Origin of the sequence: Mitsuaria sp. RG (assembly GCF_028369275.1) — a bacterium.
GTDB lineage: Bacteria > Pseudomonadota > Gammaproteobacteria > Pseudomonadales > Pseudomonadaceae > Aquipseudomonas > Aquipseudomonas peradeniyensis.
This window is the reverse complement of the sequence record NZ_JAQMYQ010000013.1, coordinates 50,811-73,322: the sequence shown is the minus strand read 5'-3', so window position 1 is coordinate 73,322 and position 22,512 is coordinate 50,811. Positions and strand designations below refer to the sequence as shown.

General features: G+C 67.5%; 22 protein-coding genes. 11 read left to right on the top strand and 11 right to left on the bottom strand.

Annotated features, from left to right (window positions below; translation table 11 throughout):
* Positions 1-72: 72 nt before the first annotated feature.
* Positions 73-717, bottom strand: coding sequence for a helix-turn-helix transcriptional regulator (locus POF53_RS10135; protein ID WP_203647100.1), 645 nt, complete (start codon positions 715-717; stop codon positions 73-75).
* A gap of 310 nt (positions 718-1,027) precedes the next feature.
* On the opposite strand from POF53_RS10135, the gene POF53_RS10130 reads away from it, so the two are divergent.
* Genes POF53_RS10130 through ribD form a run of 7 tightly spaced genes read left to right on the top strand, consistent with a single transcriptional unit; the run spans position 1,028 to position 7,960 of the window.
* Complete coding sequence (locus POF53_RS10130; protein ID WP_203647098.1) at positions 1,028-2,071, top strand: methyltransferase; 1,044 nt, start codon at positions 1,028-1,030, stop codon at positions 2,069-2,071.
* Positions 2,071-2,964: a VOC family protein gene (locus tag POF53_RS10125; RefSeq protein ID WP_498967532.1), complete on the top strand. Its 894-nt coding sequence runs from the start codon at positions 2,071-2,073 to the stop codon at positions 2,962-2,964. The genes POF53_RS10130 and POF53_RS10125 overlap by 1 nt, the downstream gene beginning before the upstream one ends.
* Positions 2,965-3,020: 56 nt before the next feature.
* Positions 3,021-4,031, top strand: a complete 1,011-nt coding sequence (locus tag POF53_RS10120; protein WP_203647092.1) for a formylglycine-generating enzyme family protein — start codon at positions 3,021-3,023, stop codon at positions 4,029-4,031.
* A 34-nt stretch (positions 4,032-4,065) separates the two neighbouring features.
* Positions 4,066-4,662 (top strand): GTP cyclohydrolase II RibA, encoded by a 597-nt coding sequence (gene ribA, locus POF53_RS10115; RefSeq protein WP_028691687.1) that lies wholly within the window; start codon positions 4,066-4,068, stop codon positions 4,660-4,662.
* A 23-nt stretch (positions 4,663-4,685) separates the two neighbouring features.
* Positions 4,686-6,377, top strand: a complete 1,692-nt coding sequence (locus POF53_RS10110) for a WD40 repeat domain-containing protein (protein ID WP_203647087.1) — start codon at positions 4,686-4,688, stop codon at positions 6,375-6,377.
* Between the two features lie 12 nt (positions 6,378-6,389).
* Entirely contained in the window at positions 6,390-7,049 is a 660-nt protein-coding gene (locus POF53_RS10105; protein ID WP_203647086.1) for an SAM-dependent methyltransferase, read from the top strand.
* The gene (ribD, locus tag POF53_RS10100; RefSeq protein WP_498967529.1) at positions 7,046-7,960 is read left to right on the top strand and encodes a bifunctional diaminohydroxyphosphoribosylaminopyrimidine deaminase/5-amino-6-(5-phosphoribosylamino)uracil reductase RibD; all 915 of its coding nucleotides are present in this window, start codon (positions 7,046-7,048) and stop codon (positions 7,958-7,960) included. Before POF53_RS10105 ends, ribD begins: the two co-directional genes overlap by 4 nt.
* A gap of 250 nt (positions 7,961-8,210) precedes the next feature.
* Here the strand turns inward: ribD and POF53_RS10095 are convergent, their stop codons facing one another.
* Together POF53_RS10095 and POF53_RS10090 are read right to left on the bottom strand one after the other, a co-directional pair.
* Entirely contained in the window at positions 8,211-8,939 is a 729-nt protein-coding gene (locus POF53_RS10095; protein WP_203647083.1) for a class I SAM-dependent methyltransferase, read from the bottom strand.
* Positions 8,936-10,363 carry an MFS transporter gene (locus tag POF53_RS10090; RefSeq protein ID WP_498967526.1) on the bottom strand — a complete coding sequence of 476 codons (1,428 nt, stop codon included), beginning with the start codon at positions 10,361-10,363 and terminating at the stop codon, positions 8,936-8,938. The genes POF53_RS10095 and POF53_RS10090 overlap by 4 nt, the downstream gene beginning before the upstream one ends.
* Positions 10,364-10,497: 134 nt before the next feature.
* Here POF53_RS10090 and POF53_RS10085 point away from each other — a divergent pair, with 134 nt between their 5' ends.
* Both POF53_RS10085 and POF53_RS10080 read left to right on the top strand, forming a co-directional pair.
* Complete coding sequence (locus POF53_RS10085) at positions 10,498-10,818, top strand: heavy metal-binding domain-containing protein (RefSeq protein ID WP_050705861.1); 321 nt, start codon at positions 10,498-10,500, stop codon at positions 10,816-10,818.
* 140 nt (positions 10,819-10,958) lie between these two features.
* Positions 10,959-11,147, top strand: coding sequence for a hypothetical protein (locus POF53_RS10080; RefSeq protein ID WP_028691681.1), 189 nt, complete (start codon positions 10,959-10,961; stop codon positions 11,145-11,147).
* 239 nt (positions 11,148-11,386) lie between these two features.
* Here POF53_RS10080 and POF53_RS10075 read toward each other — a convergent pair whose 3' ends face one another.
* Positions 11,387-12,478: a TerC family protein gene (locus tag POF53_RS10075; RefSeq protein ID WP_234561453.1), complete on the bottom strand. Its 1,092-nt coding sequence runs from the start codon at positions 12,476-12,478 to the stop codon at positions 11,387-11,389.
* A 385-nt stretch (positions 12,479-12,863) separates the two neighbouring features.
* Positions 12,864-13,754: a bile acid:sodium symporter family protein gene (locus POF53_RS10070; RefSeq protein ID WP_498967523.1), complete on the bottom strand. Its 891-nt coding sequence runs from the start codon at positions 13,752-13,754 to the stop codon at positions 12,864-12,866.
* Between the two features lie 174 nt (positions 13,755-13,928).
* On the opposite strand from POF53_RS10070, the gene POF53_RS10065 reads away from it, so the two are divergent.
* Positions 13,929-14,807 (top strand): Dyp-type peroxidase, encoded by an 879-nt coding sequence (locus tag POF53_RS10065; RefSeq protein WP_498967521.1) that lies wholly within the window; start codon positions 13,929-13,931, stop codon positions 14,805-14,807.
* Between the two features lie 121 nt (positions 14,808-14,928).
* Here POF53_RS10065 and POF53_RS10060 read toward each other — a convergent pair whose 3' ends face one another.
* From POF53_RS10060 to POF53_RS10035, 6 genes are all read right to left on the bottom strand, one after another.
* Complete coding sequence (locus POF53_RS10060) at positions 14,929-16,242, bottom strand: alginate export family protein (protein ID WP_498967519.1); 1,314 nt, start codon at positions 16,240-16,242, stop codon at positions 14,929-14,931.
* 141 nt (positions 16,243-16,383) lie between these two features.
* Positions 16,384-17,151 (bottom strand): SDR family oxidoreductase, encoded by a 768-nt coding sequence (locus POF53_RS10055; RefSeq protein ID WP_254465017.1) that lies wholly within the window; start codon positions 17,149-17,151, stop codon positions 16,384-16,386.
* Positions 17,148-17,939, bottom strand: coding sequence for an SDR family NAD(P)-dependent oxidoreductase (locus POF53_RS10050; protein WP_498967516.1), 792 nt, complete (start codon positions 17,937-17,939; stop codon positions 17,148-17,150). The genes POF53_RS10055 and POF53_RS10050 overlap by 4 nt, the downstream gene beginning before the upstream one ends.
* Positions 17,936-18,754, bottom strand: coding sequence for a molybdenum cofactor biosynthesis F family protein (locus POF53_RS10045; protein WP_498967514.1), 819 nt, complete (start codon positions 18,752-18,754; stop codon positions 17,936-17,938). Before POF53_RS10045 ends, POF53_RS10050 begins: the two co-directional genes overlap by 4 nt.
* Positions 18,755-18,830: 76 nt before the next feature.
* The gene (locus POF53_RS10040; protein ID WP_203647071.1) at positions 18,831-19,490 is read right to left on the bottom strand and encodes a helix-turn-helix transcriptional regulator; all 660 of its coding nucleotides are present in this window, start codon (positions 19,488-19,490) and stop codon (positions 18,831-18,833) included.
* 2 nt (positions 19,491-19,492) lie between these two features.
* Positions 19,493-20,980 (bottom strand): aldehyde dehydrogenase family protein, encoded by a 1,488-nt coding sequence (locus tag POF53_RS10035; protein ID WP_232856486.1) that lies wholly within the window; start codon positions 20,978-20,980, stop codon positions 19,493-19,495.
* A 325-nt stretch (positions 20,981-21,305) separates the two neighbouring features.
* Between POF53_RS10035 and POF53_RS10030 the strand changes: the two genes are divergently transcribed.
* Entirely contained in the window at positions 21,306-22,475 is a 1,170-nt protein-coding gene (locus POF53_RS10030) for a p-hydroxyphenylacetate 3-hydroxylase oxygenase component (protein WP_498967512.1), read from the top strand.
* Positions 22,476-22,512: the final 37 nt, after the last annotated feature.

Genomic DNA, 22,512 nt, shown 5'->3' with positions numbered 1-22,512 from the left:
GAGGCGCTGCATGGCACCGGCTTGGCCGGTGATCGCGGGGCTAGCCCGCTCCCACGTTGGTAGAACGCCAGATTATTTCGGCGAAATGCGATAGACGCAGCGCCGATCCCCCGAGATCAGGTGCTCGCAACGTTCCACCAGCCCCTGCTCGCCGATCGCCGCCTGGAACACCTGCAGCTCGCTGCGGCAGAACCCCTGGCAGCGGGTGGCGGCGATGCAGATCGGGCAGTGGTTCTCGACGATCAGCCAGTCATTGCCGTCGGCCTGCATCTCGGCCATGTAGCCGGCGCGCTCGCGCAACTGCACGAGGATGCGCACCTTGTCTTCCAGGCTCTGGCCATCGGCGCAGGCCTGCTGGTACTCACGGCTGTTGCTGTCCTCCATGCGGCTGATCAGGCGGTCGACCCCGTCGCTGCCGAACACCTGCTCGACGCTCTCGATCAGTTGCAGGGTCAGCACGCTGTGGGAATCGGGGAAGCGGCGCTGGGCCGTGGCGGTCAGCGCCCATTTTTGCGAAGGGCGCCCGGCGCCCTTGGCCGGCACGCTGATGCCGCTGATCAGGTCGGACGCCTGCAGTTTCTGCACCTGCTGGCGGGTGGCTTCGAAGGTGATAGCGAGCAGCTGGGCCAGGTCGGCGGTCTTGAGCGGCCCGCGGGTCTTGAGCAGGAACAGGATGCGGTCGGCGGTGCAGTTGGTATCAACGGTGGTCGAGGTCATGGAGCGCTGGAAACCGGGCGTGAATGAACGGATCGGGCACTCTCCTGGGCCATCCTTTGCGCAGGCAAGTGGGCGAAGGATAGCCCGGATTCGCGGTGAATTGTGCAAGATGAACGATTATCGATAAGAAAATTTATATGCGATAAAAATATAAAAGGTATTAGTTGTATTTATTGGGTCTGCGTCTAGGCTCAATTGCGGAGCCTGTGCTTGCCGGTCCCAGGGAGGGGTGCGTGCAAGTCAATCGACACCTTGCTGGTAGATGCCGGGCATGGGCTCACCCACAATAACTCGACAGGGATGTGAGTGCATGAATGCCCAGAAACCCGTGACCATCTACGAACACGCCGACGAACTGAACAGTCTGCAAGGCGTGGTCGACCTGGTGAAGCTCTCCGACCAGTACCGCCAGTCCGCCATCCTGCATTCGGCGCTGGCCCAGCGTGTGTTCGACCACACCCGCCAGCCGGTCAGCGCCCAGGCCCTGAGCGATGCGCTGGGTTGGGTGCCGAACAAGGGCCGCATCTTCCTCAACGCGCTGGTAGCCATGGGCCTGCTGAAACGCACTGCCCAAGGTTTCGAGAACCTGCCGCTGAGCCAGCGTTTCCTGGTCAGCGACAGCGCCGAGTTCATCGGCCCGATCATCGATCATCAGCGTCTGCAGTGGCATAACTGGCCGCGCCTGGACGAAGTGCTGCGCAGCCGCACCTCGCTGGATTTCCAGCAGGAAAACCGTTTCAAGCACGACCTGGCGGCTCGCGATGCCTTCAACGATGCCATGGTCCGCTTCAGCCAGCCCATGGTCGACGTGCTGCGTGACCTGCCGCTGTTCGACAAGGCCCGGCGGGTGATCGACCTGGCCGGTGGCCACGGTACCTACCTGGCCGAGATCGCCAGCCGAAATCCGCAGGTCAAGGGTGAGGTCTGGGACCTGGAGCCGACCCGCGAGGCGGCTGCGGCCACCTTCGCCAAGTACCGTCTCGACGACCGCCTGGGCTTCCATGCCCGCAACCTGCTGGACCTGGCGCAGTACCAGGGCGAGCGGGCAGACGTGGTGATGCTCAACGACTGCCTGCACTATTTCACCCGCGAGCAGGTGCGCACCCTGATCGCCGGCGCCGCCGGCATGGTCGAGGGTGACGGCGCGCTGCTGGTGCTGAGCATGGCCCTGGAGGATGACGAGATCCATCCGGCGCTGTCGGCCGACTTCTCCCTGCACATGATGCTCAACACGGTCAACGGCGAGCTGCACTCGACCCGCTACCTGATCGACAGCATGGCGAAGGCGGGGCTCACCGTGGAGCAGGAGCCGATCGGCCGCTACACCCTGCTGATCGGACGGAGGGCTGTCTGATGCTGCGCTTGTTGGCATTGCATGCCGCGCCGCTCGGCGACGCGGCGGCCCAGGCCCTGGACAGCCTGGGCAGCGCTGCTGCGGCGGCGGGTTTCAGCCTGCAGGTCAGCCAGAAGCCGGCCGGCCAGGGACCGGTGGACGCGGTCTGCCTGCTGCTCGACAGCGCCACGCCGCCGGCGGCGTTGAACACGCTGCTCAACGAGGCCAGCGGACTGTGCCGCAACACCGCGCTGGTGCTGGTCCGCGTGCAGGGCGCACTGGCGCAGTTGCCTTCCGCCAGCGGCGTGATCGCCCAGTGGCAGCAGGCGAGCCAGGGCTTCCTCTATCCCTACTCGCTGGATATCGGTGCCGGGCAGGCGCCGGAGCTGGCGATCAAGGACTGGCTGGCGGGCTTCGCCAAGTTCGCAGCCGCGACCAAGCTGTGGCGCTCGCTCGACGGCCTGGGGCTGGACGAAGCGGCGCGGGCCGCGCAGCGCCCCGAGATGAACCACGTCAATATCCTCACCCGCGACCTGGAAGCCTCCAAGGCGTTCTACAGCGACATCCTCGGCGCCAACTACTGCTACAACCTCGGCCCGCGCAAGGCCGTGATGGAGCTCAACGGCTTCGACTTCTTCATCGAGCAGAGCGAGTCGTTCAGTTACCCGACCGGCTACCACATCGGTGTGCGGGCGCTGCCCGAGGACGTTCGGCGCATCGCCGAGCAGGTCAGCGCCGCCGGCACCATCAAGCTGGTCAAGGGCAACGGCCCGGCGCCGGGCTACCACCATGGGCCGGACAACGTGCGCAGCGCCGTCTACTTCGAGGACCCGGATGGCCTGGTGATCGAAGTCTACAGCGCTGAAGTGGAGATGATCGAAAGCAACCCACGGTTGCTCCTCGACCGCCTCTGATCCCACGTCGTCACAGGCCTGCCATCGGGCAGGCCTGTGCCCAGGCAGGTATTTGCATGAACAGCTACAAACAGTGGCATTGGCCACGGCTGCCCAGCCCGTTGCCCAAGGATGTCAGCGACCGGGCATTGATGGGTTACCCGCAGCATTACCAGGAGCACCCATTGCAGACGCAGGTCGCCACGGCGCTCGACGATCTGCTCCAGGCGCCGCTGGACGGCCTGCTGACGCTGCTCGAGCAGCCGCGCCAGCCGTTGGCCCGGCGCATTGCCGCTGGCGAGGTGCTGGCATTGCGTGGCGACCCGCGCATCGACACCTTCGCCCCGCAGATGATCGACATTCCCGCCGCGCGGGTGCACATCGGCCTCGATCCGCGCGCGGTCGAGCAGGTGATGGACCAGTTCGACGGGCTCGGCCTGGACCGCAGCTGGATCGACAAGGAGACCCCGCGCCACGCCGTGGAGCTGGCGGCATTTCGTATCGCCCGCTTTCCGGTGACGCACCAGGAGTACCGCCAGTTCCTGCTCGACAGCGGGCATGCCGGCATCCCTGACGGCTGGGCGTTCGGCCGCTACCCGCGGCATCACGCCAACCATCCGGTGTACAGCGTCTCGGCCAGTGACGCCGACGCCTACGCCCGGTGGCTCAGCGAACGCACCGGCCGGCGTTTCGCCCTGCCCAGCGAGGCGCAATGGGAGTACGCCGCCGCCGGCCCTGAAGGCCGCCAGTTCCCCTGGGGCGACGCCTACCAGGTCGAGCAGGCCAACACCGCCGAGCTGGGCTACCTGGACAGCACGCCGGTCGGCGTGTTCATCGACGCCGCCTCGCCCTTCGGCGTGTTGGACATGGCCGGCAATGTCGAGGAGTACGTGGCCGAGGACTACCGGCCATACCCCGGCGGCCCGCAGATCGAGGACGACCTGGTGCTCGATGTCGGCACCCACCGCGTGGCCCGCGGTGGCAGCTTCACCCGTTTCCGCGACCTGGCGCGCACCGCGCGCCGCCACGGGCGTTACCCGCGACCGATCTACGTCATGGGTTTTCGCCTGGTTGAAAACCACAACTGAGCTGTTCCGTCTTCCGTGCAAGAGGTCTGATTCCATGAACAAGGATGTTTCGCTTCACACCATCGTGCCGATTTCCATCCTCGGCGGCGACGTCGACGCCCATTTCTTCGGCTTCCACGGCTTCGAGCGTGACCAGGAGCACTTCGCCGTCGGCATCGGCCGCGAGCAGTGCGACGTGCCGCTGGTGCGGGTGCACTCCGAATGCATCACCGGCGATGTGTTCGGCTCGCAGCGCTGCGATTGCGGCCCGCAGCTGCAGGAGGCGCTGCGCACCCTCAAGGAGGTGGGCGGCTACCTGATCTACCTGCGCCAGGAAGGGCGCGGCATTGGCCTGTACTCCAAGTTCGAGGCCTACCTGCTGCAGGACAAGGGCCTGGATACCTACGAGGCCAACCTGCGTCTGAACCACCTGGCCGACTCGCGCTCGTTCGACCCGGCCGTGCAGATCCTCCGCGCCCTGGGCGTTGACCAGTGCCGGTTGCTGACCAACAACCCGGAGAAGGTCGCCCAGTTGCGCGCCGGTGGCATCGATGTGATCGAGCAGGTGCCCACCGGGGTGTTCCTGACCAATCACAACCGCAACTACCTGCAGGCGAAGGCGGTCAAGTCCAGCCATTCGATCAAGCTCTGACTCCAGCGAAAAAGGATCTTTCGATGAAACACATTGGCCCTATCAGCGGTATCGCCGCCCATGCCGCGCGCTTCGTCGCCACCGCCGGCTACGACAACCAGGTAATCCTGTGGAACGCCGCCACCGGCGAGCCGATCCACCGCGTGCACCACGACCACCTGGCCAACCAGTGCGCGTTCAGCAGTGACGGCAAGCACCTGGTCAGCGCCAGCAGCGACTACACCGCGCGCATCTGGGAAGTGCCGAGCATGCGCCTGAAAGCCGTGCTGCAGGGGCACAACGACGACGTCGAGATGGCGGTGTTCTCGCCCGACAGCCAGCGCGTGGCCACCTGCTCGCGTGACCACGTGCTGCGCATCTTCGACCTCGACGGCGTGCAGCTGCAGGCGTTCCATGGCCACCAGGCCGACGTCATCTCGGTGGTCTGGTCGCCGGACGGCCAGCGCCTGATCTCCAGCAGCGACGACGGTACCGTGCGCCAGTGGGACACCCGCACCGGCCAGCAATGCGACGAGGTGGACATCGGCGGCGTGGAAACCGACACCATTGCCATCACCCGCGAAGGCGTGGTGTTCGCCGGGGACGACGAGGGGCGTATCTCGATCATCGCCCAGGGCCAGGTGCAGACCGTGCCGGCCCACGCCGCCGGGATCAAGCGCATCGTCTGGAACGACGACAAGCGCCTGCTGGTGAGCCTGAGCTACGACCGCTCGGCGATCCTCTGGACCTTCGACGCCGGGCGTAACCTGGTCAAGCGCCGCAGCACCGCGCTGCCGAGCATCGTCTGGCCGCGCAGCTGCGCCTTCGTCGGTGACGAACAGCTGGTGTTCGCCACCTTCGGTTCGCGCTACGCCACCTGGAACTACGAGCAGGACCAATGGCAGGTGTCGGGCATCGAGCCGGCGGTGAGCATCAACGCCGTGGTGCGCAGCGACGAGCGCCAGTACAGCATCGGCGACGCCGGCATCCTGCACCGTGACGACCAGCCGGTGACCAGTGTCGGCAGCCTGTGCAACTTCCTCCTGCCGTTCGGCCCGCTGCTGCTGACCGGCGGCCAGATGGGCCAGGTGTTCGACGGCCTGTCCGGGCGCATGCTGTACCAGCACCGTTCGCCGCTCAACTGCGGCGCAACTTTCGTCAGGAACGGCGAGGACCTGGCGCTGATCGGCACCTACACCGGCGAAGGCCTGGTGTTCGGCCATGACGGCCAGGGCGGACTGCGCCTGGTGGCGTCGATCCCCATGCACGACAACGCGATCAAGGGCGTGGCCGCCGACGAGCGCCACCTGTTCAGCGTCTGCGCCTCGGCCGATGCCGCGCTGCACAGCATCGAGGATTTCAGCAGCGTGCGGCATATCGAGGGGGCGCACACGCGTATTTCCAATGGCTGCTGCCCGATCACCGGCGGCTTCGCCAGCATCGGTCGCGACCTCAAGCTGCGCCTGTGGCTGGAGACCGGCGACGAGGTGTTCGACTCGCCGCACCAGCACTCGATCAAGTGCATCGCCGCCTCCGGCGATGGCCGGGTGATCGCCACCGCGGCCTACAACGGTACCGTGGCGCTGTTCGACCTGGCCTCGCGGCGCTGGCTGCCCATGCAGCGGCCGACCGCCAGCGGTATTTCCTGCCTGACCCACGACGCCGTCAGCGACGCCTTCCTGGCCAGCTCCTATGACGGGCGCATCTACGGTATCGACGCCCGCCTGGCGTCCTGAAGGAGCAGCACGATGAGCAAGCAAGCAAGCGACTTCATGGCCCAGGGCGATTACCGCAAGGCCCTCGACACTTCGTTCGTGCACCGCTACAGCCATGGCGAGGACGAGTGGTCGTGGGATATCGGCATGATCCAGGCGGCCCAGGCCTTCCTTGAACGGCTCGACCCGCGTGCCGACCAGCATGTGCTGGACATCGGTGTGGGCCGTGGCCGTGACGCCTCCACCTTCATCCTCGCCGGGCACCGGGTCACCGGGCTGGATATCGTCGAGAACTCCAGCTGGCCGTTGCTGCGCAAGCGCTGGGGCGATCGACTGGACCTGGTGAACAAGGCCATGCAGGACTGGCAGCCGGCGCCGGGCACGGTGTTCGACGCGGCCCTGGACAATGGCTGCTTCCACCACCAGCACCCGGATGAGTGGGCTGCATACCTGGGCCATGTGCGCCGCCTGCTGCGCCCCGGCGCGCTGGTGGGGCTGAACGTGTTCGGGGTCGACGCGGCCCATCCGCAGCCGGGCTGGCGCGAGATGGACAACCAGCGCCAGGGCTACTTCTTCACCGACGACGGCATCCGCCAGACCCTCGAGGGCCATGGCTTCACCTGGCAGGGGCTGGAGGTGATCGAGCGCCAGCACGGCGAGGCTCGCTACCTGCTGGCGCTGGTTCGCACGTGAGTGCAATTGATCGCCACTACCTGGACATGGCCCTGGCGCTCGCCAGCCAGGGCCTGTACAGCACCATGCCCAACCCGCGGGTCGGCTGCGTGATCGTCAACGCCGGGCAGGTGGTGGGGCGCGGCTGGCATCAGCGCGCCGGCCAGGCCCATGCCGAAGTGCACGCCCTGCGCGAGGCGGGCACGGCGGCGCGGGGTGCGACCGCCTATGTGACCCTGGAACCCTGTGGTCACCATGGGCGCACGCCGCCGTGCGCCGATGCCCTGGTGGCGGCGGGGGTGAGTCGGGTGGTCACGGCCAGCGGCGATGTCTCGCAGAGCATCGGCGCGGATCGCCTGCGTGGTGCGGGCATCGCGGTCGAGGCCTTGCCTTGCCCACGGGCACGGGCGCTCAATCGCGGGTTCTTCTCGCGCATCGAGCGCCAGCGCCCTTGGGTGCGGGTGTTGCGTCCGGCGGCGCTGGAGATCGGTACGCTGGGCGAAGGCACGATGCTCAGCCATTGCGACGAGCAGACGCCCCTGGCGCACTGGCGGGGCAGGGCTTCGGCGTTGCTGACCACTTGTGACTGGGTGAAGGCCTGCGACACCTCGCTGGTGGCGCAGGTTGCCGGGCAAAGGGCCGAGCCGGTGGTGCCCTTGCGGGTACTGCTCGACCAGGGGCTGGACTGCCCGGCTTCGGCCAAGGTGCTCGATGGGCGGGCGCCGACGTTGGTGCTGCATGGGGCGCAGGCGAGGCGGGACGGTCGGTATGCCCGTGCGCGTTGCCAGGAGCTGGAGGATCTGGGTGGCTTGCAGCTACTACAGGCGCTGCATGAACTCGACTGTAACGAAGTCCAGGTCGAGGCCGAGCCAGCCTGGTGCGAGGCCCTGGCGCGCCAGGGACTGGTGGATGAGTGGCTGGTCCAGGTCTAGCGCCCTGTGCTTTCCCTGTAGGAGCGGCCTTGTGCCGCGAAATGGCTGCAAAGCAGCCCCGGCGATCGTGATCACATCACAGATCCTTGGGGCCTTATTGATTTAACTGCAATAGCGTGGGAGCGGGCTTGCCCCGCGATGCGATGTGTGGCACCGGCTTTGCCGGTGATCGCGGGGCAAGCCCGCTCCCACGCTGGTGATGCTTACAACTTTGTTCCCGCTGCGACAGGTGATCTGGGAAACGCGCAACCTAGCGACTGCAGATCAGCCCGACCTGCAGGCTGTTCTGCTCGAACAGGTCCCAATACCCAGGCGGATGCGCTTTCTTGCGGATCCCGCTGATCAGTGGGGCAATCCAGCGCACGTTGCGCAGGCCGACATCGTGGGCGGCCTGTTCGTAGACCGACTTTTGCCAGCGGTAATAGGTGAAGTCCGCAGGCGGTGTACTCATGAACTGGCCCCGGCAGCGCAGGCCGCCTTCCACCGGCTGTTCGTCCAGCACACGAATGCCGTACTCGGTGAAATTGCCCAGGGCCAGGTCGAAGGCGGGGTTCGCCGTGTAGGCGATCAGCTGTCCGTTCGGCTTGAGGTTAAGGGCGACACTCTCGAACATGCGCCGCAATTCCTCGACACTGCCGGCGTAGTTGAACAGCCAGGCGGCGGTGACCTTGTCGAACTGGCCAATGCGGCCCATCTGCGCCACGTCGCGCACTTCGTAGGCGATGCCGTCGTTGGCCTGGCGCGCCTGGTAGATCATGCTCGGCGAGATATCCACGCCGTGTACCCGCGCCGCGCCCCAGTCCTTCAGGCGGCGGCTGAAGAAGCCATGGCCGCAGGCCAGGTCGAGAACTTCCTCGCCGGTCACTTCGCCGGCCATGTAGCGAAACGTGTCGACCTCGACCCCGCGCTGGCTGGCGTGGCTGGTGAAGTCTTCGAACTGCTCGCTGATCCGCTCGTAGACTTCCTTGGATTCCTTCATGGGCGCTCCTTGTTTTCAGAGGTGAGTCGCAGCGCCAACGGCAGCGCCAGCAGCGGCGCGCAGGCGAACACGGCGAACAGCCATAGCGCCGCCTGGCGCGCACCTTGCTCGCCGCCGGGCTCGACCAGCCCGGCGCCGTTGGCGACCAGGCCGGCCAGGGCCGCGGCCAGGGCGGTGGCGTAGAGTTGCACGGTGGTGATCGAGGCCGAGGCGAGGTTTTCCTCGCCGGGGCGCGCTGCCTGCAGCACCCGGGTGAGCAGGTGCGGCCAGCCCAGGCCGATGCCCAGGCCGACGCCGGCCAGGGCCAGGGCGAACAGGGCCAGGCCCGGCGCGCTGGCGATCCAGGCCGGGGCGGGGGTCAGCACGGCCAGGGCCAGCAGCGCCACGGCCACCACCAGCGGCCCGCTGCGGATCTGCCAGGCGCCGCCATCGCGGTCGCGTCCGGCGCTGGCCAGGGCGCCAACCGTCCAGCCAGCGGCCATCACGGCGGTCAGGTAGCCGGCGGCCAGAGGGCCGAAGCCATGGATGCGCTGCAGGAAGTAAGGTACATAGATTTCGGTGGTGATGGCCGCCACCAGCAGGCACATCATGGCGAACAGCGCGCCCATCGGTTGCCTGAGGCTGTAGGCCCCGGTGGGCAACAGGTGATGGCGCGCCCGCGGATCGCGGCGGGCGATCAGCGCGGCGAGGGCCAGGCCCACGACGATGCCGGCCAGGTTGATCCACAAGGTATCGGCCAGGCTGGCTGCACAGATCGCCAGCACCGAGGCCACCAGGCAGGCGATCAGCCCGTAGGCCGGGCGCGCGCCATTGTCGTCCACGGCCTGGCGCGCCGGCAGGCGCAGGCAGACGATCAGCGCCAGGGCGCCAGCCACCGGCAGCAGCGACCAGAACGCCCAGCGCCAGTGTCCACCTTCGGCGAACACCCCGCCCACGGCCGGGCCGCACAGCGTGGCCACGCCCCACATCGCCGAGACCAGGGCCATGGCGCGGGGCCACAGGCGGCTGTCGAACACCAGGTGGATCAGCGCATAGCTCAGGGCGAACAGGATGCCGCCACCCAGGCCCTGCACGCTGCGTCCAAGCAGCAGCATCGGCATGCTCCCGGCCTGGGCGCAGAGCAGCGAGCCGATGGTGAACACCAGCAGCGCCAGCAGGTAGGCGACTCGCGGCCCACTGCGGGCCAGCAGGCGGGTGGAGAGGGTGGAACCGATGATCGAGGCGACCACGAACAAGGTGGTGTTCCAGGCATAGAAGGCCAACCCGCCGATCTCTTCGATCACGGTCGGCAGCAGGGTGGTGACGATGTAGACATTGATGGCATGCAGGGCGACGCCGCCGGCCAGGGCGATCGAGCGCAGCGCGTTGCCGCCGCTGAGCAGTTCGCTCCAGCGCGCCGGGGGCTGTTCGGGGATTGCGGTCATGTACGCTCCTTGCGTGGTCCTGCGCTGGGAGTCTAGGAGTCGGAAAATCATTATTCAAGGTTTTGCTTGTGTAATTTGGCGGTGATGTTTTTGCTAGGATCGTGCTCTTTTGTCTTGTTTCAGGAGCGTCACCCATGATCATCAGCACCACCAGCCAGCTCGACGGCCGCCCGATTGCCGAGTACCTCGGCGTGGTCAGCGCCGAATCGGTGCAGGGGATCAACTTCGTGCGCGATTTCTTCGCACGCTTTCGCGACTTCTTCGGCGGCCGCTCACAAACCCTGGAGGGCGCGCTGAAGCTGGCCCGCGAGCAGGCCACCGAGGAACTCATGGCGCGGGCACGGCAGTTGCAAGCCGATGCGCTGGTGGGCGTGGACTTCGAGATCAGCATGCCGTCGGTACAGGGCGGCATGGTCGTGGTGTTCGCCACCGGCACGGCGGTACGTCTGAAGTAAGGCCAGTTGCCACTGGTCGGACCAGGAAATTTTGTCCGACTGGTCTGCAAATGACCGGCTAGTCTAACTTCAACGGACCGCCGCTTCACTAGGCAGGCGTATTGCCTGCCGGCACGGTCGCCATTGGAGGGAGACAGGGCATGAGCGAATCCTATTTCGAAGACCTGAACGATGCGTTTCCGATCAACAGCCAGGTGCGCTGTGGCCAGGCAGCCGTGCGCCTGGGCTTTGCCAACATGACCCTGGACGAGTCGGAACAACTGCAACCGGCGCACCTGCAGCGGGCCAAGAAGGGGCGTTTCACGCCGCGTGTCCCGTCGAAGAAGTAAATCCGCGCTGAATCCCCATCGCGGCGCCCACAGGTCCTGTGGGCGCCGTCGCGTTCAATGGGCCCCGGCGCCCTTGCTCAGGTCGCTCTTCGTGGTTGGCCAGGATCACCACCCCCCCCGGCGACCTTCTGCAGTGCCGCGGGGCCCGCTACCGGTCGGACCTGTACCAGGATGCCTGCCGCCATTGCCAGGGCGTGGCGCTGGCGCAGGTGATCATCGTCGAGGGGCTCGCCCCCTGATCAGACCCGCAGGTGCGGGTCTTTCTTTTCCGGGTTTTCGCCGGCAGGGCGTGGAGTCGCCGGCATGTCCGTGGTGGGCAGCGGCGTGTCCTGCACGGCGTCGGTATCGGCGGGTGGCGGCTGGTCACGGGTGCGCAGCAGTGACAACAGCACTCCGCCCAGCAGCAATCCGAACGTCACCCCCAGCGATATCCCGGCCGGCACCTTGCCCACCAGCCCGTGCCAGAAGATCTTGCAGCCGATGAAGATCAGCACCAGCGCCAGCGCGTACTTGAGGTAGACGAAGCGGTGCATCAGCGCCGCCAGGGCGAAGTACAGCGAACGCAGGCCAAGGATGGCGAAGATGTTCGAGGTGTAGACGATGAACGGGTCCTGGGTGATGGCGAAGATCGCCGGCACGCTGTCGACGGCGAACACCAGGTCGGCCAGCTCGATCAAGACCAGGGCGAGGAACAGCGGCGTGGCATAGCGGATCGCCCGCGTCGCCCCGGGCGGCGTGAGCTGGACGAAGAAGTGCCGGCCATGCAGCTGGTCGGTGACGCGCATGTGCCGGCGCACGAAGCGCAGCACCGGGTTGTTGGCCAGGTCCGGGTGGGCGTCGTCCTTTGACAGGGCCATCTTCACCCCGGTGAACAGCAGGAAGGCGCCGAACAGGTACAGCACCCAGGCGAAGTGCTGCACCAGCGCGGCGCCCACGCCGATCATGATCGCCCGCAGCACCACTACCCCGAGGATGCCCCAGAACAGCACGCGATGCTGGTAGCGGCGGGGGATGGCGAAGAAACTGAAGATCATCGCCATGACGAACACGTTGTCCATCGACAGCGACTGCTCGACCAGGAAACCGGTGTAGAACTCCAGCGCCGGCTGCGCGCCCAGCTCATGCCAGACCCACAGGCCGAACAGCACGCCAACGCTGAAGTAGCCCGAGTACAGCAACAGGCTTTCGCGCATCTCGATCTCGCGGTCCTGGCGGTGCAGCACACCCAGGTCGAGAACCAGCAAGGCGATGACGATGGTGATGAAGACCAGCCACAACCAGGCGCTGGTGCCGAGAAAAGGCGTGAAGAGGAAATGCTGCAGAGCCGTCATGAGCCCCTCCTTGATTGTCGACGTTGCAAGGCAACAGTGATTCCGACATGGCGGCGCAAACCGTCAGAGGGGCCCGGCATCACATGCTTCTGAGCCTAGTCGCGATCGCCGGGCTTGCGAATGGCAGGCTGTTACATTTCTTTGCCTGAATCCAATGGTTGCGAAGTATCCGCCGGCTGGGGCGCCAACATCGAGGCGTGGTGAGTATCCCGAGTCCGACCCGAAACGGGGCTCGGAATGCTCATGTACGCCAGTGCATTGCGCTTGCTTCCCCTTTTAGCCTAGTTTGGCCTCGCGCAGACACATTTCGTACTTAGGCGCAGCCCTTGGTAGCCCTGATGCGGTCAATAGCCCTCGAGCCCAAACACCTTGAAAGACCTGGTACTCAGGCGCAGTCGCTGACGGTGCCGGCGGCCTTGTGCCCCCGGCTCACCCACCAGCCAAACCCCGCCGCCGTGAAGAACATGATCAGGCTGTAGATCGCCGCCGGCACCGCCATGGTCGCGTTGTTGAGCAGCGTCGGGCTCAGGGCCAGGGCGATGGCCAGGGTGCCGTTGTGGATGCCGATCTCCATGCCGATGGCGATCGCCTGGCGCTTCGGAATGCTCAGCAGGCGCGGCACCCAGTAGCCTACCGCGAGGCTGAGCAGGTTGAACAGCAGCGCGGCGCCCCCGACGATCGGCGCGTACTCGACCACGGTCTGCCAGTCCTTGGCCAGGGCCAGGACGATGGTGAAGGCCAGGAACAGCGCCGCGACGATCTTCATCGGTTTTTCCATGCGCGCGGCGAAGCGCGGCGTCCAGCGGCGAATCAGCATGCCCAGCGCCACCGGCAGCAGGACGATGGCGAACACCTGCATGACCTTGGCAAATTGCAGCGGGATGGCCTGGTCCGATTCCATGAACCAGATCAGCGACAGGTTCACCAGTAGCGGCATGGTGAGGATGGCGATCAGCGAGTTGACCGCGGTCAGGGTGATGTTCAGCGCCACGTCGCCATGGGCCAGGTGGCTGAACAGGTTGGCGGTGGTGCCGCCCGGAGAGGCGGCCAGCAGCATCAGGCCTACCGCCAGCGCCGATTCGAGGCCGAAGCCGTTGGCGATCAGGAAGCACACCAGCGGCAGCAGCAGGATCTGGCAGACCAGGCCGATCACCACCGGCTTGGGGTACTTCACCACCCGGGCGAAGTCGGCCAGGGTCAGCGACAGGCCCAGGCCGAGCATGATGATACCCAGGGCCAGCGGCAGAAGGGCGGTGAGCAGCGGGGAGGCGGTCATGGGCGGTCTCTCGGGCGAAGGATTCCGAGGAGTGTAGGTGGTGGCGCAACGATAGCTAATCGCAACTGGCCTACCTTGGTAACCGATTGTTACCGGGGCGAGCGGCCCTGTGTCGCGTTGCGGTGCATCGCACGGCGCAGTAGCATTCGACCTTTTGCCGAGGATTCGCCTGTCATGCCGTTCCAGCCAGGTCTGCTTGCCACTCCGGTGCCGGCCCATGCCCGCCACCTGTTCTTCGCCCTCGACTCGCTCGAGGCCTTGCCCGCCGTCCTCGACCAGCTGTTGCCGCAGGTCGATGGGCAGAGCCTGATCCTGGGCGTCGGCGCGCCGCTGGTCAAGGCCCTGGGCCGCGAAGTGCCGGGCCTGCGCAGCTTCCCGCAACTGGACGCGGTGGTGGAGAACCCGGCGACCCAGCACGCCCTGTGGCTGTGGCTGCGCGGCGGCGAACGCGGCGAGCTGTTCCTGCGCGCCCAGGCCCTGCAGCAGGCGCTGGCGCCGGCGCTGCGCCTGGTCGACAGCGTCGACGGTTTCCTGCACCGCGGTGGCCATGACCTGACCGGCTACGAAGACGGCACCGAGAACCCGGTGGACGAAGAGGCCGTCGCCGCCGCCATCGTGCCGGGCGAGGCGCCTGGCCTGGCGGGTTCCAGCTTTGCCGCGTTCCAGCTGTGGAAGCACGACCTGGAGTACTTCAAGTCGCTGCCCCAGGCTGAACAGGACAACATCATCGGTCGCCGCCTGAGCGACAACGAAGAGCTCGACGATGCGCCCGAGTCGGCCCACGTCAAGCGTACCGCCCAGGAAAGCTTCGCACCGGAGGCGTTCGTGGTGCGTCGTTCGGTGGCGTGGACCGACGAGCGTGGTGCGGGCCTGGCGTTCGTCGCCCTGGGCTTCTCGCTGGATGCCTTCGAGGTGCAGCTACGGCGCATGAGCGGGCTCGAGGATGGCGTGATCGATGGGCTGTACCGTTTCAGCCGGCCGTTGACGGGGGGGTACTACTGGTGCCCGCCGTTGGCTGAAGTCGGTGCCGACCTGCGCCTTCTGCTGGGCTGATGGATCCAGGGGCTGCTGCGCAGCCCTTTCGCGGCGCAAGGCCGCTCCTACAGCAGAATGCGCGTCCCTGTAGGAGCGGCCTTGTGCCGCGAACGGGGCGCAGGGCGCCCCCGGTACCCCTTCAGAACGGCACAGCCACCGTCAACTGACTATAAATATTGGTTCCGCTCCCCACCTGGTTGCCGCCATTGCTTTGATCCTTGCGCGGCTTGAACAGCCCCAGCAGCGGGGTGACGATCAGGTGCTCGTTGACTGCCCATTCCACATACAGATCCAGCTCCTGGGCATCCAGGTTCAGGGTGTCGCGGGTGCGCACGGTGTCGAAGTCGAAGAACAGCGCGCCGACCGTGAGATCGTCCCGTGGCGTGGCCTTCAGGCCCACATGGTGGATGCCGCTGTTGGTGTTGAACGGCCCGGCATAGTTGCCGGCGACCTCGCCCTGGATCCAGGTGCCGTAGCCGCTGGACAGACCGGTGAACAACAGGTCCCAGCCCGCCGAATAGCGGGTGTAGCGGTAGGTCAGCTGCGGCGCCCAGGGGGCTTCGGCGAAGGTGTAGGCGGCCTCGGTGTACCAGGCGGTCTCGCGGCCACCGCGCTTGTCCTGCCAGGCGTACTCGAAAGCGAAGCGGGTGTTTTCCAGCCCGACGCCACCTTCGCCGCGCAGGCTGTACACATCCATGCCCTCACGGGCCTTCTGGAACTCGCTGGCCCACTGGTCGGTCACGTCGATGCCGTGGATATAGGTCAGGCCCAGGGTGCCCAGTTCATGGGTGTAGTCCAGGGTGCCGGCCGCCAGCTCGGTTTCGGCCTGGGCACGGTTGTCGGACTTGAGCCACAGCACGCTGCCATGCAGCCCCTGCTTGCCGCCCAGGCGCAGCACCGCGGTGCGGTCGAAGGCGTGGCGCGCGCCCAGGTAGAAGCCGCCGCCGCGGTTGAGTTGGCCGTCGGCCGGGCCCTTGCCCAGGTTGGGGCCGTCGTCGTTGATCAGGAAACCGCTGCCCAGGCGGATCACCTGGCGCCCGCCGGACAGGTCAACGCCATCCTTGCCCAGCAACGGGAACAGATCACCCGAGCGCCAGCCCAGGTAGGCGTCCTCGATCTTGGTGGTGCGTTCGGAGCCGTCCTGGTTGCCGCCGGCGTCGCCGTCGCCCCAGGCGCCGGAGCTGACCCAGTTGAAGGCGCCGTACAGGCTGCCGTTGCCGCCCAGGCCCTGGTCGCCGCTGAGGCCGTACTTGATGAAACCCTCGCGCCAGGTCGAGCCGCCGGGAGTGCCGTCGTAGTTGTGGCGGCTGTTGAACATGCCCCAGACCGCGAGCAGGTCGGCATTCAGGTGGCTGTCGTCGTCGGCGTGCAGCTCGTAGGCCGGGCTGGCCGGGCCATGGACCAGCAGGGCCAGGGCCGCGGCCATTGCGGTGCGACGTGGGGTGAGACGCATGGATCGATCCTCGTTTGTTGTGTGCGGTCTTGGGTGCCGCGTTGTTGTGGAGGCAGTGTCGAAAGGCGACGGGCTATTAGCGCGTGGAACGCTGGCGGCGGTCTTGCCCGTGGCTGCCAGCGGTCTTGCATATCACCGCCATCACAGGCTCGCGGCGCTCTCCGGCAAGGTCGCGCCGCCGTCGACCACCAGGGTCTGGCCGGTGATGTAGCAGGCGGCGTCAGAGGCGAGGAACAGCATCGCCGCGGCGATATCGGCCGGCTCGCCCAGTCGCCCCAGGGGCACGCCGGCGGCGATCCGGGCGTTCAGGGTGGTATCGCCGAGGTTGTCCATGGCCGGCGTGCGCACCATCCCCGGCTCCACGCCGTTGACCCGCACGTTGAATGGCGCCAGTTCCAGCGCGGCATTGCGAATGAAGCCATTGACCCCGGCCTTGGACGCCGCGTAATGGCTCAGGCCCGGGTAGGCCACCCGGGGCCCGGTCACCGACGAGGTGGCCAGCACGCATCCGCCACCCTGGCGGCGGAACAGGGGCAGGGCGCCCTGGACAAGCCAGAACAATGCGCCCAGGTTCACCGCCAGGGTGCGCTGCAACAGGGCCGGGTCGATCTCGGTGAGTGGGGTGAGTGGAAAGTAGGCGGCGTTGTGCACCAGCACGTCCAGGCGTTGCAGTCCGGCCAGCGAGGCGCGGATCGCGCCGGGGTCGGCCAGGTCGAGGACCTCCCCACGAACCTCGTGCCCCAACGCCACCTGGTCCTCGACCAGGCGCTGCAACGCCTGCGGGTCGAGGTCCAGCGCCAGCACCCGGGCGCCGCCACGGGCGAAACCCTCGACGATGGCCTGGCCGATGCCGCCTGCCGCGCCGGTGACCAGCACCGTGCGGCCTTTGAAGTCGTAGCGCGCGTTCATGCCGATGGCTCCAGGCGGGTGTAGGCCAGGGTCGGCACGTCGACCACGGTCGAACCGCCATCGGCGGTGATCACCGCGCCGGTGACGATGCTGGCTTCGGCGCCGACCAGGAACTGGCACACGGCGGCAATCTCGTCGCTGCTGGCCGGGCGGCGCAGCGGCACGTCGGCGGTGACCCGCCGGTAGGCGGCGTCGAGGTCTTCCTGGTAGTGATCCATCAATGGCTGCATCTCCTGATCCGCCATGGGCGTGCGCACCCAGCCTGGGCAGACGCAGTTGACCCGCACGCCGAATGGCCCGTAGTCACGGGCCAGCGAGCGGGTCAGGCCGACCAGGGCATGCTTGGCGGTGGTGTAGCCGCAGACCTCGGGGCCGGCCGCCAGCGAGGCGATGGAGCCCAGCAGCACCAGGCTGCCGCGCCGCTCGCGCAGCAACGGCAGGCAGGCCCGGGCGGTGTGGAAGGCGCTGTCGAGGTTGCCGCGCAGGGCCTCGCGCCAGGCGGCGTCGCTGGTCTGCTCGGCCGGTCCCAGGCCATGGCCGCCGGCGCAGGCGATCACCGCGTCGAGGCCGCCGAAGCGGGTGCGCACCTGCTCGATGAAACCGGCCCAGGCAGCGCTGTCGGCGGCGTCGCCAGTCAGCACCAGGCCATCGCACCGCTGCGCGACGCGCTGCAGCGCTTCGCGGCGGCGGCCCACCAGCGCTACCTGCCAGCCCTGGCCGGCCAGGCGCAGGGCGCAGGCTTCACCGATGCCGCTGCCGGCCCCGGTGATCAGCACGCCGCGGCTCACTGCGCAGGCTCCGTGCGGTTGAGCACCCGGCAGTGGGACGACACCGGGAAATTGGCCAGCGCATCGAAGCCGCCGTCCTGGTAGCCGAAGATCTTGCCGTCGCTGCGGTGGTGCGCCAGGTCGATCATCACCAGGCCCAGGGTGGGCACGATTTTCTCGCACCAGACGAACAGGTACAGCTGCTCGGCGATCTTGTAGTAGTACGCCCGGTCGGTGTCGCACAGGCCCTGCTCGACGCCCTTGAGGCACTGCCAGCTGTAGTAGTTGGCGTTGAGGTAGATGTGCTCGTACTCCTCGGTGGGGCTGTAGCGGTAGTGGTTGCGCAGGCCGACCAGCTCGGTGGTCGGCGCGTGGGGGCAGGCGCCGGCCTGCCAGGGGCGGTCGAGGCTGCCGTGCAGGAAGCTGGTCTCGACGCCGGTCAGCGCTTCGCCGGCCAGGGCCAGGGCGTACAGGCCGCGCTGGGTGCGGGCCTGGTCGGGCAAGCGGCCGAGCACGGCGGTGAAGGCGTGCTCGAGGGTGTCGAGCACCAGCGACACCGACCAGGCCTGGCCGGCCTCGTGCTTGATGAAGTCGACCAGGTAGATGCCGGGGCGCACCGAGGTGGCCCGGTAGCCGGCGCTGCCGTTGCTGTGGCCGTCCGCCGCGCGCCAGTGCAGGCGCTCGCTGTCGAAGCGGTGTTCGATGACCCAGCCATTGGCGAAGTGCAGGGTGAGCGTGCGCCCGGACAGGTCGGTCAGTTGCGGCAGGATGAAGGCCTCGGGCGCGAAGCCGTCGGCGAGCGCGCCCACGGTGATCCAGTCGGCGGTGTTGGGCATGGCGGTGACTCCTGTGGTTGGGGTGGCCACAGGGTGCAACGGTGTGACGGGCGGCGGTATCAACCGGAAGGTTGAGTCACAGGTAGAGGCTGGTCACCAGCTCGGTGCGGTTGCGCACGCCGAGCTTGCGGAACAGGTTGATCAGGTGGGTCTTCACCGTCGGCAGGCCGACGCCCAGGGCGCGGGCGATCAGTTTGTTGCTGCTGCCCTGGCGCAGCAGCTCGGCGATCTGCCGTTCCCGTGGGGTCAGTTCGACGGGCGCGGGCGCGCTCGCCAGCGGCTGGCTGGCCACGGCGAGTTGCATCAGCCCGTGCAGGGGCAGCAGGCGTTCGAGTTCGTCGCTGCGGAACTCACCGAGGCTGGCACAGCGCAACAGCGAGACGCCGGCCACGGGGCGGCCATCGGCCTGGGCGATGATCTCCACCACGTCCAGCACCTGATGCTGCGCGAGGAAACGCCGGTAGGTCTGGCCCTGGGCTTCGGGCAGGCAGGCCAGGCCCTGGCGCAGCGACACCACCGGTTGGCCGATGGCCAGGCAGCGCTCGGGCTGCAGCGGGTCGAAGGCCCGGTAGTGCTCGAGGTAGCGGGCATGCATCGGTGCCTGCAGGTCCTGCAACAGGAAGTCGCAGGCCTGCTGCCCGGCATCGATGCGGTAGAACGCCGCCAGCGAGGCCGGCACCTGCTGGCTGAAGGCCTGCAGGCAGTAGCGGCCCAGGTCGTGGTTGGCGTGGGTCATGGTCAGTAGCGGATCATCACCGACTTCAGCTCGGTGAAGTCGTCGATGAAGGCCGAGCCGAACTCGCGGCCAATACCCGAGGCCTTGATGCCGCCGAACGGCACCGCTGGGTCGAGCAGGGTGTGCATGTTGACCCACAGGGTCCCGGCCTGGATCTCCGGGATCAGGCGCATGGCCTTGCCCAGGTCGTTGGTCCACAGGCTCGCGCTCAGACCGTAGGGCGAGGCGTTCATCAGGTGGATCAGTTCGTCCTCATGGTCGTAGGGCAGGAAGGTCGCCACCGGGCCGAAGGTTTCCTGGTTGAGCAGGGTGTCGCCCGCGTTGTTGGCGAGGATGACCGTGGGCTCGACGAAGCAGCCTGGGCCGTCGCCGAGGCGTCCGCCATGGACGATGCGGTTGCCCTCGGCACGGGCAGTGGCGAACAGCTCGCCGAGCTTCTGCTGGTGCGGTTTGTTGGCCACCGGGCCGAACTGGGTGGCTTCGTCCAGGGGTGAGCCGATCTTCAACTGGCCCAGGCGCTGGGACAGGGCTTCGAGCAGCGGGTCGAGGCGCGAGCGATGGACGTAGAAGCGCTCGCCGGCGGCGCAGATCTGCCCGGAGTGCAGGAAGCCGGCCTCGATGATGCCGTCCACCGCCTTGTCGACGGCGACATCGGGCAGGAACGCCACCGCGTTCTTGCCGCCCAGCTCCAGGGTCGCCCGGGTCAGCTTGGCGCCCATGGCCGCCTGGCCGACGGCGATGCCGGTGGGCACGGAGCCGGTGAACGACACCTTGTCGGTGCCGGGGTGCTCGACCAGCGCCTTGCCCACCAGGCCGCCGCCAGTCAGCACATTGAGCGCGCCCGGCGGCAGGCCGGCCTGGCTGGCCAGCTCGGCGATGCGCAGCAGGGTCAGCGGGGTGAATTCGCTGGGCTTGAGCACGATGCTGCAGCCGGTGGTCAGGGCCGAGGCCAGTTTCCACAGAGCAATCATGGTGGCGAAGTTCCACGGCACGATGCCCACCACCACGCCCACCGGCTCGCGCAGGGTGAAGGCGCTGTAGCGCTCGCCGGCGAAGGAGGGCAGGGACGGGGTGATGGTCTGGCCGGTGATCTTGGTGGCCCAGCCGGCGTAATAGCGCAGGAAGTGCGCGGCCTGCTCCACCTCGAAGGCGCGGGCGATGCCGATCAGCTTGCCCGACTGCAGGGTTTCCAGCTGGGCCAGTTCCTCGCGGTTGGCCTCCAGCAGGTCGGCCAGGCGGAACAACACCGCGGCGCGGGCGGCGGGGCTGGTGCGCGACCAGCTGGCAAAGCCCTGGCGGGACGATTCGACGGCGCGCTCGACATCGGCCAGGTTGGCATCGGCGACCTGGGCGATGGCTTCGCCGTTGGCCGGGTTGTGCACGGTGATGCGGGCGCTGGATTGGCTGGCGACCGATGCGCCATGGATGTACAGACCGTGGTCGCGGGCCAGGAAGGCGCTGACGCTGGGGAGGAGGGGGATATCGCTCATGGCAGGGCTCCGGGTAATGGCGAGATGCGTTGATCCAGGCGCTGCGCTGCTTGGCACCGGCTGTGCCGGTGATCGCGGGGCAAGCCCGCTCCTACAGGGATCTGTGGCGCTGGTTTGTTGCAGGTTACGACGCGCAGCCCTGTGCTTCTTGTCTGCCCGTGCCGCCCCCATGACCCTGCCTGCCAGGCGCCACGAAAAGTGCAATCCGAGGTGCGGAAGTTGCATTTTCCACCTCGCCCACGGCTCCCATACTGACCCGGCATTCATCAGCGAGCGGCCCCTTCCAGGCAGCGTTCGCCAGGGTCCAATAACAATGAGCCAGACCATGAAAAAGCCAAACTCCCTGCTCGAAGACCTCAAGCCCCTGTTGCCGGCCATCGCCGCCCGCGTCGACCAGGCCGAGCGCGAGCGCAGCGTGCCCGCCGAGAACATCGCCGCGCTCAAGGCCATCGGCCTGCACAAGGCCTTCCTGCCCAGGCATTACGGCGGCCTGGAAATCAGCCTGCCGCAGTTCGCCGAGTGCATCGCCGCATTGGCCGGCGCCTGCGCCAGCACCGCTTGGGCGATGAGCCTGCTGTGCACCCACAGCCATCAGCTGGCGATGTTCCCGGCACGCTTGCAGGACGAGATCTGGGGCCGCGACCCGGACGCCACCGCCAGCAGCAGCATCGCGCCGTTCGGCCGCACCGAGGAGGTCGAGGGCGGTGTGCTGTTCAGCGGCGAGATGGGCTGGAGCAGCGGCTGCGACCACGCCGAGTGGGCGATCATGGGCTTTCGCCGGGGCAACCCCGAGGGCGGCCAGGACTACTGCTTCGCCGTGCTGCCGCGCAGCGACTACCAGATCCGCGACGACTGGTTCGCCGCCGGCATGCGCGCCAGTGGCAGCCGCACGCTGATCGTCGAGCGTGCCTTCGTGCCCGAACACCGTATCCAGAAGGCCAGGGACATGATGGAGGGCCAGTCGGCGGGCTTCGGGCTGTACCCGGACAGTGCGATCTACTTCAACCCGTACCGGCCGTACTTCGCCAGCGGATTCTCCACGGTCAGCCTGGGCATCGCCGAGCGCATGCTCGAGGTCTTCAGGGACAAGACCCGCAACCGCGTGCGCGCCTACACCGGCGCCGCCGTCGGCGCGGCCACCCCGGCGCTGATGCGCCTGGCCGAGTCCACCCACCAGGTCGCCGCGGCGCGTGCGCTGCTGGAAAAGAGCTGGGAGCAGATCGCCGAGTACAGTGCCCGGCACCAATACCCGACCCGCACCGAGCTTACCTACTGGCGCACCAACCAGGGCTACGCGGTCAAGCTGTGCATCCAGGCCGTGGATCGGCTGATGGAGGCGGCCGGCGGCGGCGCCTGGTTCGACGGCAACGAGCTGCAGCGACTGTTCCGCGATGCGCACATGACCGGCGCGCATGCCTACACCGACTACGACGTCTGCGCGCAGATCCTCGGGCGCGAGCTGATGGGGCTGGAGCCGGACCCGGCGATGACCTGATCTGCAACCGATAAACATGGACGGAACAACGTGGGAG

Excerpts from the sequence above, each read along its gene's own strand:
- POF53_RS10110 (WP_203647087.1), top strand. The coding sequence starts at position 4,686 with ATGAAACACATTGGCCCTATCAGCGGTATCGCCGCCCATGCCGCGCGC.
- POF53_RS10045 (WP_498967514.1), bottom strand. The coding sequence starts at position 18,754 with ATGCCCAACACCGCCGACTGGATCACCGTGGGCGCGCTCGCCGACGGC.
- POF53_RS10060 (WP_498967519.1), bottom strand. The coding sequence starts at position 16,242 with ATGCGTCTCACCCCACGTCGCACCGCAATGGCCGCGGCCCTGGCCCTG.
- POF53_RS10040 (WP_203647071.1), bottom strand. The coding sequence starts at position 19,490 with ATGACCCACGCCAACCACGACCTGGGCCGCTACTGCCTGCAGGCCTTC.
- ribA (WP_028691687.1), top strand. The coding sequence starts at position 4,066 with ATGAACAAGGATGTTTCGCTTCACACCATCGTGCCGATTTCCATCCTC.
- POF53_RS10070 (WP_498967523.1), bottom strand. The coding sequence starts at position 13,754 with ATGACCGCCTCCCCGCTGCTCACCGCCCTTCTGCCGCTGGCCCTGGGT.
- POF53_RS10030 (WP_498967512.1), top strand. The coding sequence starts at position 21,306 with ATGAAAAAGCCAAACTCCCTGCTCGAAGACCTCAAGCCCCTGTTGCCG.
- POF53_RS10090 (WP_498967526.1), bottom strand. The coding sequence starts at position 10,363 with ATGACCGCAATCCCCGAACAGCCCCCGGCGCGCTGGAGCGAACTGCTC.
- POF53_RS10035 (WP_232856486.1), bottom strand. The coding sequence starts at position 20,980 with ATGAGCGATATCCCCCTCCTCCCCAGCGTCAGCGCCTTCCTGGCCCGC.
- POF53_RS10075 (WP_234561453.1), bottom strand. The coding sequence starts at position 12,478 with ATGACGGCTCTGCAGCATTTCCTCTTCACGCCTTTTCTCGGCACCAGC.
- POF53_RS10095 (WP_203647083.1), bottom strand. The coding sequence starts at position 8,939 with ATGAAGGAATCCAAGGAAGTCTACGAGCGGATCAGCGAGCAGTTCGAA.
- POF53_RS10085 (WP_050705861.1), top strand. The coding sequence starts at position 10,498 with ATGATCATCAGCACCACCAGCCAGCTCGACGGCCGCCCGATTGCCGAG.
- POF53_RS10065 (WP_498967521.1), top strand. The coding sequence starts at position 13,929 with ATGCCGTTCCAGCCAGGTCTGCTTGCCACTCCGGTGCCGGCCCATGCC.
- POF53_RS10130 (WP_203647098.1), top strand. The coding sequence starts at position 1,028 with ATGAATGCCCAGAAACCCGTGACCATCTACGAACACGCCGACGAACTG.
- POF53_RS10105 (WP_203647086.1), top strand. The coding sequence starts at position 6,390 with ATGAGCAAGCAAGCAAGCGACTTCATGGCCCAGGGCGATTACCGCAAG.
- POF53_RS10125 (WP_498967532.1), top strand. The coding sequence starts at position 2,071 with ATGCTGCGCTTGTTGGCATTGCATGCCGCGCCGCTCGGCGACGCGGCG.
- POF53_RS10055 (WP_254465017.1), bottom strand. The coding sequence starts at position 17,151 with ATGAACGCGCGCTACGACTTCAAAGGCCGCACGGTGCTGGTCACCGGC.
- POF53_RS10135 (WP_203647100.1), bottom strand. The coding sequence starts at position 717 with ATGACCTCGACCACCGTTGATACCAACTGCACCGCCGACCGCATCCTG.
- POF53_RS10080 (WP_028691681.1), top strand. The coding sequence starts at position 10,959 with ATGAGCGAATCCTATTTCGAAGACCTGAACGATGCGTTTCCGATCAAC.
- POF53_RS10120 (WP_203647092.1), top strand. The coding sequence starts at position 3,021 with ATGAACAGCTACAAACAGTGGCATTGGCCACGGCTGCCCAGCCCGTTG.